At 65.6% G+C, this 13,322-nt stretch carries 4 protein-coding genes; all 4 read left to right on the forward strand.

The features are described from left to right. Positions 1-48 precede the first annotated feature (48 nt). The 4 genes from RBA40_RS05670 (at position 49) to RBA40_RS05685 (ending at position 13,264) form a co-directional block, all read left to right on the forward strand. Positions 49-1,482 (forward strand): alkaline phosphatase, encoded by a 1,434-nt coding sequence (locus RBA40_RS05670; protein WP_306646649.1) that lies wholly within the window; start codon positions 49-51, stop codon positions 1,480-1,482. A gap of 29 nt (positions 1,483-1,511) precedes the next feature. Beyond that, complete coding sequence (locus RBA40_RS05675; protein WP_374710456.1) at positions 1,512-2,894, forward strand: alkaline phosphatase; 1,383 nt, start codon at positions 1,512-1,514, stop codon at positions 2,892-2,894. A 351-nt stretch (positions 2,895-3,245) separates the two neighbouring features. After that, positions 3,246-4,106 (forward strand): hypothetical protein, encoded by an 861-nt coding sequence (locus RBA40_RS05680; protein WP_306646653.1) that lies wholly within the window; start codon positions 3,246-3,248, stop codon positions 4,104-4,106. A 68-nt stretch (positions 4,107-4,174) separates the two neighbouring features. Continuing rightward, entirely contained in the window at positions 4,175-13,264 is a 9,090-nt protein-coding gene (locus tag RBA40_RS05685; protein ID WP_306646655.1) for a calcium-binding protein, read from the forward strand. Positions 13,265-13,322: the final 58 nt, after the last annotated feature.

Below are 13,322 nucleotides of genomic sequence, written 5' to 3' on the forward strand. Positions count from 1 at the left end.
GGCCGGCGGTGTAGACTGCTTTTTTTCTCAGAGCTCACGAAAGTGCACATGCGATTGACTCTTCTTGCCGCAGCGTCCGCGCTGGCGGTCTTGTCGGGATGCGCCAGCGTCCAGCCGCCGTCCCAAGCCACCAACCACGCGCCAGCCAAAAACATCATCTTCTTCCTCGGCGATGGCATGGGCATCAATACCCTGACCGCCGCCCGTATTTATGCCGTCGGCGAAGACGGGAACCTGACCCTCGATACCCTGCCCGAATCGGCGTTCATCAAGACCTTTTCCAACGACGCCCAGGTCACCGACAGCGCCGCGTCGATGTCGGCCTATATGACCGGCGTGAAGGTCAATAACAATGTGCTGTCGATGAGCACCGATACGCTCGCCGCCGCTCCCGCCCCGGACGCCGCCGGCAACAAGCTGGCTGGCCGCTGCAACAGCGGCCGCCCCGTCGCCACCCTGGCCGAACTGGCCAAACAGCGCGGCATGTCGGTCGGCGTCGTCACCACCACCCGCGTCACCGATGCCACTCCGGGCGCGGTCTTTTCGCACGTGTGCCATCGCGGCATGGAGAACGATATCGCCGCCGCCCTCGTTCCCGGCGGCGCCGGCTACAACGCGGCCCTCGGCGCGCGCGGGCTCGATGTGCTGCTCGGCGGCGGCAGCGCCCATTTCACCACCACGGCCAAGGGCGGCAAGCGCAGCGACGGGCGCGATCTGCTGGCCGAACTGGCCGCGCAGGGCGTTCGCTCGGTCGCCGACAGCGCCCAGCTCAACGCGGTCGACACCACCTCCAGCGCGCCGCTGGTCGGCCTGTTCGCTGCGCACGACATGAGCTTCGATTCGATGCGCGATGCCGCCAAAGAACCAGGCCTGCCCGAGATGGCCGGCAAGGCCATCGGCATCCTGGCGAATAATCCGAAAGGCTTCTTCCTGGTCGTCGAGGGCGGCATGATCGATCTGGCCCTGCATAATTCGAACGCGCGCCGCGCCCTGCAGGAGACGGTCGTTTTCGACAATACCCTCAAGGCGGCCATCGCGCAGATGCGCACCATCGATCCGGACCTGAAAAACACGCTGATCGTGGCCACCGCCGATCACGATCATTCGCTGCTCCTGAACGGCTACTCGCGCCGCACCGGCAAGACCACGCCGTCCGAACCGGGCGTGCTGGGACTGATGCGCCGCGTCGATAACAACGAGATCAAGCTCGATGCCGATGGCGCGCCATTTACCATCATCGGCTTCGGCAGCGGCGAAAAACGGGTGCAGGGCAGCCGCGGCGCGGTCCCGCACCTGACCAGCGCCCAGGTGAGCGCCGACGATTACCGCCAGGAGGCGGTGGTGCGCACCGAGCCCGGTTACGAGACCCACAGCGGCACCGATGTGTACTTGGGCGCCATCGGCGCCGGCGCCGGGCGCTTCGGCGGCACCATCGATAACACCCGCGTGTTTGAACTGATCAAGGCGGCCGCCGGCTGGTAAGCCGCGCCCCATTTATGAGACCTACCATGATGCCATCCCGCTTTCCCGTGCTCCTGCTGGCCGCTTCGTGCGCGCTGGCGCCTTCCTTCGCTGCCGCAGCGCCACCACCAGCGAAAAATATCATCTTCTTCCTCGGCGACGGCATGGGCCCGACCACCATCACCGCCGCGCGCATCCACCGCTACAAGGAGGAGGGCTTGCTGCATTTCGAGCGGATGGAGCGCTCGGCGCGCATCAAGACGTACTCGAACGATGCCCAGACCACCGACAGCGCACCGTCGATGGGGTCGTACATGACCGGCATCAAGATCAACAACGATGTGATCTCGATGGCCGACGCCAAGCCGTTCGGCCCCAAAAAGGACGCCAACGGCAATGCCAGCATCGATGCCTGCCCGCCTGGCAACGGGCGCGCGGCCGCCACCATCCTCGAATTGGCCAAGGCTGCCGGCAAGTCGGTGGGCGCGATCACGACCACCGAACTGACCCACGCCACGCCGGCATCGACCTTTTCGCATGTGTGCGACCGCGACATGGCCTATCAGATCGCGGCGCAGGTGGTGCCGGGCGGCGCCGGCTACAACCCGTCGTTAAAAGACGGCGTCGATGTGCTGATGGGCGGCGGGCGCAATCACTTCACGCCGTTCGAGGCGGCGCGCAATCCGAAGGGCCGCGCCGACGGGCGCGACATGATGGCCGAATTCGCGGCGCGCGGCTACACGGTGGCGGCCAATGCAAGCCAGATGCATGCCGCGCCGCAGGGTAAGAAATTCGTCGGCATCTACAGCGATGTAAGCCACCTCGATTACGCCCTGGCCCGGCGTGCCGGCCAGCCGGCGCTGGCGCAGATGACGTCCAAGGCGATCGACCTGCTCGCCGCCAACCCCAAGGGTTTCTTCCTGATGGTCGAAGGCGGCAAGATCGATCACGCGCTGCACGACACGAACGTGAAGAATGCCCTGGCCGAGACGATCGACTTCGATGACGCCATCAAGACGGCGCTCGACAAGATGGAGGCGCTCGATCCTGGCCTGCGCAATACGCTGCTGGTGGTCACCGCGGACCACGACCACACCATCGTGATGAACGGCTACGCCAGGCGCGGTAACCCGATCCTCGATATCGTGCGCAATGTGGGCGATGGCGCGCCGGCGCGCGATGCCGATGGCAAGACGTACACGGCGCTGGTGTTCGGCAATGGTCCGAACCGTTCCCATCAGCGGGCCGACGTCGACAGCGCGCATGCGCTGGCCGACGGCTACCATCAGGAGACCGGCGTGCGCCTGACCAGCGAGACCCATGGCGGCGGCGACGTGAAGCTGTTCGCCACCGGCGCCGGGTCGGGCGTGTTCAAGGGAACGATGGAAAACACCAGGGTGTTTCATCTGATGAAAGCGGCCTTCGGCTTCTGAATCGCACCTCCGATCCAGGCCCCGCTCGTGAGAGCGGGGCTTTTTTTATCCCGATGCTGTGGGGAAATTGATATATGTATGGAATGATCAATAATTCCATAGCGAAATTGTAGCTTTTGAGCTATATTTTCACGTAAATATCAGCCGATATTGCCAATCGGCCGAGGCCTTCATCCGCATGAACCCACAAGCAAGTCGCAAGCAAACGTTTTTCAGGGTGTGGCAAGGAGTTTGCACACCGCGCCCACAAGCTGTTTCTCCCGAATTCCCGCAGCAGCAACCGGCCGCTCCCTATAGCCAGGCATCCTTGCCGCGCGCCTGGACCGCGCCGCGCGCGTCCGGGCGCCGGGCATGAAGCCATTTTTTGGTCATGATCCGCTGATCGGCTTGCTTTGCTACGGCGCCGTCACGCTCGTCCTGTGGTTCGCCATCCGGCGCGCCGCGCGCGGGCGTGCGGGGGCGCTGGCGCGCACCCTGGCTGCGGCGGGCATGCTGGGCGCGCCTTTTGCCGCTTTCTGGCTGGTGAATATCGACCGCTGGTACGGCGAATGGCGCTATTTCAGGCCAGCCTGCCGCGCCGATGGCGGCGACCACATTGCCCGGCATATCGACCGGCTCGACACTCTGGCCGTGCACCCGGTCGGCATCGGCGGCAGCGGCGACATTGCCGATATCGCCGCCACCTACACCGCCAACCATGTGGGCAAGCATCTGGCCTATGTGGAGTTTCAATTCGATTCGGCAAGCGTCGCGGCCACTGTCGATGGCGGGCCTTTCAGCGGGCGCAATGCGCCGCGGCGCCTGACGCTCGACGGCCAGCCGGCCGCGCCGGGTTATTACCGGGTCGATAATCTGTGCAGCAGTGCGCCCGGCCCCGCCTTGCCGCTGCCGCGCGCCTGCTTTCGCGCCTACCGCATCGATGCCCTCACCAGCACGTATCTGCTCGAGCACCGCATGGAACCGTGCAGCGTACCGGCGGCCACGTTTCGCCTGTGCGCCATGCGCTGGAGCATGACCGAGCGCGCCACGGGAGCCCTGGTGGCGCGCGCGGTGACGTACGCGTATACGGGCGGATGGCGCAGCCGGGCCGCGTTTCCCGATGCGCCGGCGCCGTACGACAGCAACACACCCTATGACTACTGCGGCAGCCGCTTCGCTTCCGGCGCCCAGGGACTTATCGAAGCTATTTTAACCAGTAAAGGTAGACAGTGAATATCAAAGAGACCTATCAGTTTTCCATGTTGTCCCGCGCCGCCTATACCGAATTCGCGGGATCGAGCATGTCCGAAGCTGATCTGCAAAGCAACAGCAATCATATTGTCTTCCAGTTTGCAAGCGACGAGCACGCCAAGGAAGTGACGGCCAATTATTCCCTGGTCTACCATTATTCGGATGACTCCGGCTTTGCCGCCTCGGTGTTCCGGGCCAAGGATAGCGGCAAGCTGGTAATCGCCTTCCGCGGCACCGAACTGGCCAGTGCGACTTCGGGCGATTTGCGCGATATCGCCGCCGATGTCGCCATCTACAAGACCGGCCTGGCCGGCCTGCAGATCCTCGCGCTCAACACCTTTTATGACAAGCTGTTCGCGGCCGACGGCGCCAAACTGCCCGCCGGCACCACCTTCGACGTCACCGGCGATTCGCTCGGCGGCCACCTGGCTACGGCGTTTACCGCCAGCCACCTGGAGAGCGTCAACAAGGCAATCATCTTCGAAGCGCCAGGCATCAATGTGCCTTACATCCTGCTCCATGGAAATACGACGGCCACCGTGGGCGCGAAAATCACCCATGTGTTCGGCGACGCCGGCGTCGAGATCATTTCCGGTGCGGGCGGTGTATTCACGACCGCCCCCGGACAGCAGCTGCCGGTCTTTATCGAGAACCAGACATTATCGAATCATAGTCTCGACTTGCTCAATCAGGCGCTGGGCGTGGCCGAATTGCTGGAGCGGATAGACCCGGCGCTGACCCTGGTCGACGCGCGTAAAATGCTCGAAGCGGCCTCGCACAAGCCGCTCGAATCGCTGGAAAAAGTGGTGGACAGCTTGCGCACCATCCTGGCCGGCGCCGAAGTCGCGCCCACGCCTCCCGACCTGGTGTACGGTAACAACGCGGCCATGCAAACGGCGATCAATGAAGTGCGCGCCAAGCTCAACGGCTCGCTGAAACTGGTCAATCTGGTTGGCCTGAGCAGCGAAGCGATCGCCGCGCGCGCCAATGTGCCCGGTTCGAGCGGCGAGGCCATCGCGATCCGCTACGCGCTGCGCGAAATGCTGCCGTTCGCCGTGGTGGGCGCCAACTATGCGCCATTCAATCCTAACGGTGAGCTCGACGTTTTCAACGAAGAGACCGGCGACGGCCAGCTGACCGAGAATTACCTGAAAGACCGGGCGGCAATGCTGGTGGCCGTGCTCGCCGATAACAAAACCGACGGTGCGGACTCGCCGGGCGGCAACCGCCTGTTCCTCGATCTGAAGACCGACCGCCGCCTCACCCCATTTTTCCTCGATCACAAGACCATCTTCGGCGCCGCTGCGGGCGATGCGCCCGGCTATAGCGAGGGCGAGGACCACCTGTACGGCATGGGCGGCAAGGATGTATTGACGGGCGGCAAGGGCAAGGATTACATGGAAGGCGGCAGCGGCGACGACCATCTTTCCGGCAGCGAGGGCAACGACACGCTCGACGGCGGCATCGGCGCCGACACGCTCGACGGCGGCGGCGATAACGACAAGCTGCTGGGCGGCAAGGGCAAGGATACCCTGATCGGGGGCGACGGCAACGATACCCTCGACGGCCAGGCCGACAACGATTCCCTGCAAGGCGGTATCGGCAACGATGTGTTGAAGGGCGCCACCGACAAGTGGGACACCCAGGGTTCGGACACGCTCGAAGGCGGCGCCGGCTTCGACTTTTACCAGTCGGCCGGGGGCGACACCATCCGCGACAGCGATGGCCAGGGCACGGTGCGCTTCGTGCGCCGCTATATCGATGGCGCCTGGCGCAAGAAGGGCGAGACGGTCTACTATTCGTGGGATAAAAAGATCTCCTACACCGTCCAGGGCTCGACCCTGCTGGTGAACGGACCGGAGGGCGCGCTGACCATCGAAAACTGGACCAACGGCCAGCTCGAGATCCATCTGTCGGAAACCGACAAGGAAGTGCCGACCAAGCCGCCGTTCGATCCGAACCGCACCCGCGCCCGCATCGATCCGCTGGTGCTGGACCTGAACCACGATGGCCTGATCAATTCGGTCGGCTCCGACCAGTCGAGCGTGTACTTCGACTTCAATGGCGATGCGATCGCCGAACGCACCGGCTGGATCAGTCCCGCCGACGGCATTCTGGTCTCGGACGAGAACAAGAATCGCTTCGTCGACAATCTGTCCGAGCTGTTCGGCAATGCCCAGGAAGATGGCTTCAGCAGCCTGAAGCGCCGTTTCGACGGCAACCTCGATGGCGTGATCGACCGCCGCGACGCCAAGTTCAGCGAACTGCTGGTGTGGCAGGACGCCAACCAGGATGGCATTTCGCAGGCGGGCGAGCTGAAAACGCTCGACCAGCTGGGCATCACCTCGATCGGCACGCAGTCGGCCAAGGTCACCATCGCCAGCAACGACAACCGCATCATCGCCGAGGGCGAATTCGTGCAGGATGGCCAGACCCGGCTGGTGGCCGATATCGAGCTGGCCGTCAACTTTGCGCTGACCGATTCGAATCCGGCCCGCCATCTGGACGAGCAGCTCGAACTCGACGGCGAGGTGGCGATGCTGCCGCGCCTGCGCGGCTTCGGCACCGTGCGCGACCTGTCGTACGCGCTCCAGGACAACCTGGACTTGCGCGCCTATGTCAGCGCACTGATCGGGCGCGGCAAGAGCGCCGTCAGCGACGAGATCGACCAGTTCATGGCCCGATGGACCGGCCTGGACGCGGCCTATGTCCGCGTTGGCCGGGTGCGCAGCGGCGAACTGACCACGATGGACAAGGTGTGGATGCTCGAATCGCTGGCGGGCGTCGAAATGAGCAAGAAATTCATCGAAGGCAATTCCTTCTATGCGATGTCGCGCACCACCTTCGATGAAAGTTACATCGCCGAACGGTTCGGCTTCATCGCCGACCGCGCGGCGCTCAGCCTGTCCACCCAGGCCTTCGACAAGGGCTGGCTCGACGGCGTGTTCTACTCGGTCGACCAGGACCGCTTCGATGCCTTCGATCCGGCGCGCGTGAACAACAGCCTGGCGGCGAAACTCGGGCAAAGCACCAGCTACGACGACACCGTGGCGATGGCGCGCCTGCTGGCGCGCCTGAAAGCGGACGGCGTGCCGCTCGAACTTGACCGCCTGCGCGCGATCGGCGCGCAACTGCCGTATCCGGCGCCGGTGGGCCATGCGCTCGACGGCGGCATGATTCTGGGCAACCGCGGCAATAATGTGCTGCAGGGTGAAGCCCAGCGCGACGACTGGATCGATGGCGGCGCCGGCAACGATACCTTGAGCGGCCTCGGTGGCAAGGACGTGCTGCACGGCGGCGCCGGCGACGATCTGCTCGAAGGTGGCGCGGGCGCCGATGTGTATCTGTACGAAAAAGGCGATGGCCACGAAATCATTCATGACCATGACGCTGGCGACCAGACGATTGACACGCTGCGCGTGGGTGCCGGTTTCACGCCGGGCGCCACCCAGGCGCGCCGGGTCGGCAGCGATTTGGTGCTGCGCTTCGGCGAGAGCGAGTCGGTCACCGTGCGCCAGTACTTCCATAACGATGCCTTGGGCTATCTGCAGATCGAGCGCATCGAGTTCCAGGATGGCACCCTGTGGGAGATCGACAAGATCAAGGCCATGGTGCAGGTGGCTACCGCGGGCGACGAGGCGCTGTATGGCTATGCCGCCAGCAACGACGTCCTGAGCGGGCTGGCCGGCAACGATACGCTCGATGGCCGCGGCGGCCACGATACCTTGCATGGCGGGACGGGCGACGACATGCTCGAAGGCAGTGGCGGCAACGATGTGTTCCTGTTCAACCGCGGCGACGGCAGCGACGCGATCCACACCTACGAGCGTGACGCCGGCAAGCTGGTCACGCTGCGCCTGGGCGCCGGCCTGACCCCGGCGGGCACCGTGGTGCGGCGCGATGTCGCCAATCTGGTGCTGTCCTTCGGGGGCACCGATCATGTGACGATCAAGGATTACTTTTACCGCGACGGTGCCGGCGGCAACGAGGTCGACCAGATCGTGTTCGCCGACCAGACCGTGTGGACGGTGGCCAAGGTCAAGACCCTGGTCGGCATCGCCACCGAACAGGCCGACGCCATCTATGGCTACGAGGTGAACGATGCCATCGCCGGCCTTGCCGGCAACGACACCATCTTCGCTTACGCCGGCGACGATACCCTCGAAGGCGGCCGCGGTGACGATGTGCTCGACGGCAGTTTCGGCAATGACGTGTATCTCTTCAAGCGCGGCGATGGGCGCGATACCATCACCGATAACAACGGCTGGGATGCCGCCGGCATGGTCGACGTGCTGCGCCTGGGCAGCGGCATCAGCGCGTCCACGACGCTCGCGCGCCACGTCGGCAAGGATCTGCTGCTCGATTTCGGCGCCGGCGACAGCGTTACGGTCGCCGGCTTCTTCACCTACGACACGCAGTTGGTCACCCAGCTCGAACGGATTGAATTCAGCGACGGGGTGGTGTGGGACGTGGCCGAGCTCAAGCAACGGGTCCTGGCGCCGACCGAACAGGCCGACCTGCTGGCCGGTTTTCCCGGCGACGACAGCATCGGCGGCGCCGGCGGCAACGACACCCTGGTGGGCGAGGCCGGCCGCGACAGCCTCAATGGCGGCGCCGGCAACGACAGCCTGTCGGGCGGCACCGGCGACGATGTCCTGGTCGGCGGCGCGGGCGACGATCTTCTCGAAGGCCATGGCGGCGCCGATCTGTACCAGTTCGCAGGCGGCGACGGCAAGGATGTGCTGCGCGAGCTGGAAGGCAAGGAGGGCGAGGTCGATGTGCTGCGTTTCGGCGCCAATGTGACGGTGGCCAACACCACCGCCCAGCGGGTCGGCGATGCGCTGGTGCTCAGCGTGGCCGGCGGCGCCGACTCGGTGACCATCGAGGGCTATTTCTACGGTCAGCGCCAGCGGGTCGAGCGGATCGAATTTGCCGCCGGCGAGGTGTGGGACGTGGCCGAGGTCAAGCGCCGCGTGCTGCTGGGCGGCGCCGGCAGCGATGCCCTCACGGGTTACGAGACGGCCGACCAGCTCGCTGGCGCGGGCGGCAACGATACGCTGAGCGGCTATGGCGGCGCCGATGCGCTCGACGGCGGCAGCGGCGACGATCAGCTGCTCGGCAGCGATGGCGACGATACCCTCGATGGTGGCGCCGGCAACGACAGCCTGACCGGCGGGGCGGGCAATGACGTGTTCCTGTTCGGCGCCGGCGGCGGCCAGGACCTGATCCAGGAGTTCGATGGCACGCCAGGCAAGACCGATACGATCCGCCTCGGCGCCGGGGTCAGCCCCGCCGGCGTGCGCATCGCCCGCGTCACTGACGACTTGCGGCTGCAGTTGAAAGGCAGCGGCGACAGTCTGCTGGTGCCGGGATTTTTCAAGGACGAGGCCAGCACCGGACACCGGATCGAGCAGATCGCCTTCCACGACGGCACCTTGTGGGACCTGGCTGCGATACTCGAACAGGCGTTGCTGCCGACCGAGGGCAATGACCTCATCGCCGGCTACACCAAGGCTGACAGCATCAATGGCGGCGGCGGCGACGACCGCATCGATGGCGGCGATGGCGCCGATACGCTCGGCGGCGGCGCCGGCCATGATGTGCTGCTGGGCCAGGCGGGCGACGACCAGCTGCGCGGCGACGCCGGCAGCGACACGCTCGATGGCGGCGTGGGCGACGACAGCGCCAGCGGCGGCGCCGGCGACGACCTGTACCTGGTGCAAAGCACGGCCGACGTGGTGGTCGAACTGCCCGGCGAAGGCGTGGACACGGTGCGCGCCTCGGCCAGCACGACCCTGTCTGCGAACGTCGAGAACCTGGAGCTCGACGCGCTCGCCGGCGCCGCCGATGGCATCGGCAACGCGCTCGCCAACCGCCTGCTTGGCAATGCCTCGGCCAATGGCCTCGATGGCGGCGCCGGCGACGACTGGCTCGACGGCGGGGCCGGCAGCGATGTGCTCGTTGGCGGTGCGGGCAACGATGTCTTCATCGTCGACGCCAGCACCGACCGGGTGGCCGAAGGCGCGGACGAGGGCCACGACACGGTCAGGGCCAGCGCCACGTATGCGCTGTCGGACAACATCGAAACGCTGGTGCTGGAAAACACCGGTGCCTTCGACGGCAGCGGCAATGCGCTCGCCAACCGGCTCACCGGCAACAACTACGACAACCGTCTTGACGGCGGCGCCGGCGCCGATACGCTCGATGGCGGTGCCGGCACCGACACGCTCATGGGCGGTGCCGACGCCGACGCGCTTGCCGGGGGTGACGGTGGCGACAACCTCGATGGCGGCGCCGGGGCCGACACGCTCGATGGCGGCCAGGGCAACGACTATTACGTGGTCGATACCCTGGCCGACCAGATCATCGAGGCGGGCGAGGCTGGCTTCGATACCGTTGAAACGGGCCTGACGTACACCCTGGCCAGCGAACTCGAAGGCCTGTCGCTGACCGGCAGCGCCGATGTCGATGGCACCGGCAACGATGCCGACAATGCACTCACCGGTAACGAGGGCAATAACCGGCTCGACGGCGGCGCCGGCGCCGACACCTTGAACGGTGGGCGTGGCGACGATATTTACCTGACCGACAGCGAAAGCGACGAGGTCAATGAAATGGCCGACGAGGGCCGCGACACCATCATCCGCAGCTACGACACCACGTATATCCTCGCCAGCGGCGTCGACAACCTCACGCTGGTGGGCGAGGCGGTGCGCGGCAACGGTAATGAACTCGATAACCTCATCACCGGCAACGACGCCGACAACAACCTGCTGGGACTGGAAGGCAACGATACGCTGGTCGGCGGCCTGGGCAAGGATGCCATGTTCGGGCGCGAAGGGCTGGACTTGCTGGTCGGCGGCGCTGGCGACGATTATTACGAAGTCGACGATGCGGGCGACCGCATCGAGGAAGCTGCCGGCCAGGGCGACGACTTCGTGCGCGCCAATATCAGCTGGACCCTGGGCGAGAACCTCGAGCGCCTGGCACTGAACGGCGACGAGGCACTCTACGCCACCGGTAACGCGCTCGCCAACGGCCTGTGGGGCAACGCGGGCAACAATGTGCTGACCGGCGCCAAGGGTAGCGATTACATCGAGGGCGGCGCCGGCGACGATGTGTATGTCTTCGAGAAGGGCGACGGCAAGGACACCATCGACAATACCGATATCGCGCAAGCCATCGATATCCTGCGCTTCGGCGCCGGCATCCTCGAGACCGATGTCTCGGCAATGCAGCAGGGCACCGATGTGTTCCTGATGCTCAGGGGTGGGACCGACCAGATCGCCTTCAAGGATTATTTTGCCGGCGGCCAGACGGAGGAAGGGGCGGCCACGGACGGCAAGATCGACAGGATCGAGTTCGCCAGCGGCGCGGTGTGGGACCAGGCCAAATTGCAGACGGTGATCGATCGCGCCAACCACAACAGCCCGCCGACGGTCAAAAGCTATCTGCCGACCCTGCAGGCCAAGGCCAATGCCTTGTTCAGCTACACGGTGCCGGTCGATACCGTGACCGACCCGGATGTGTGGGATACGGTCACCTACAGCGTCAAGATGGCGGGCGGCGCGGCGCTGCCGGCCTGGCTGACGTTCGACCCGGTCACGCGGGTGTTGTCGGGCACCCCGGCGGCCGGCAATATCGGCACGCTCCAGTTCCAGCTGTGGGGCACCGACAGTGGCGGCAACGGCGCCGGGCAAGGCGTCAACCTGGTGGTCGGCGCGGCCAACCGCGCGCCGGTGCTGGCCACGGCGCTGCCCGACCAGAAAGCGGCGCCGGGTACCCCGTTCGCCTACACGGTGGCGGCGGCGGCCTTCACCGATCCGGACACGGGCGACAAACTCAGCTACAAGGCGACGCTGGCCGATGGCGCGCCTTTGCCGGCCTGGCTGACGTTCAACCCGGCCACGCGCACCTTTGGCGGCACGCCGACGGCGACCGGTACCGCCAGCGTGCGCGTGACGGCCACCGACAGCGGCAGCCTGGCTGTCTCGGATGTCTTCGACGTGGTGGTTGGCGTGGCCAACCTGGTATTGAACGGCACGGCCAATGCGGACCTTCTCAACGGCGGCGCCGGTAACGACACCTTGAGTGGCATGGGCGGCAACGACACCCTCAACGGCGCGGCCGGCAACGACCGGCTCGACGGTGGCGCGGGGGCGGACAAGCTGACCGGCGGCCAGGGCAATGATGTGTACGTACTCGACAGCAGTGCCGACACGGTGGCCGAGAACGCGGCCGAAGGCGTCGACCAGGTGCTCTCCGGCGTGACCCATGCGCTCGGCGCCAACGTCGAAGCGCTGACCTTGACCGGCACCCTGCTCATCAATGGCAGCGGCAACCTGCTCGACAACCTGCTCATCGGAAATGGCGCCAACAATGTGCTCGCTGGCGCCGATGGCAACGATATCCTGCAGGGCGGGGCGGGCGCAGATACCTTGAACGACACGGCCGGGAAGAACGTCTTCGATGGCGGCGCGGGCATCGATACCCTGACCGGCGGCGCGGGCAACGAGCTGTTCATCGGCGGCACGGGCAACGACAGCATCGTCACCTCCACCGGCGCCGACATCATTGCGTTTAACCGCGGCGATGGCCAGGATACGGTCGCGGCCAGTATCGGCAAGGACAATACGGTGTCGCTGGGCAAGGGCGTCACGTATGCGGACTTGCTGTTCAAGAAGGCCGGCAACGATCTGGTGCTCGTCACCGGGGTCAGCGAGCAGCTGACCTTCAAGGATTGGTACCTCAGCGCCAACAACCGCAACGTGGCCAATCTGCAAGTGGTGATCGAAGGCGGCAGCGACTACAACGCGGCCTCGCCCAATGCGATCAACAACAGGAAGGTCGAGCGCTTCAATTTCGATGGGCTGGCAACGGCCTTCGACCAGGCGCGCACCGCCAATCCGGCCTTGACCAGCTGGGCCTTGTCGTCCTCGCTGCTGGGCTTCCACCTGGGCGGCAGCGATACGGCGGCCATCGGCGGCGACCTGGCTTACCAGTACGCCAAAAATGGCAATCTGTCGGCCTTGTCGCTGGCGCCGGCCGGGGCCTTGCTGGCGGCGGCGCCGTTCGGCGCGGCAGTCCAGAACTTGCAGGCCGGTAGCGCCTTGCAGGATCTGACGCCGCGCCTGGCGTAACGTGACGGGCGCCGGACATCGGGTCCGGCGCCCGCTGCCATTGCACTGGCTGGAAAAC

Source organism: Massilia pseudoviolaceinigra (genome assembly GCF_030846505.1).
GTDB lineage: Bacteria > Pseudomonadota > Gammaproteobacteria > Burkholderiales > Burkholderiaceae_D > Telluria_A > Telluria_A violaceinigra.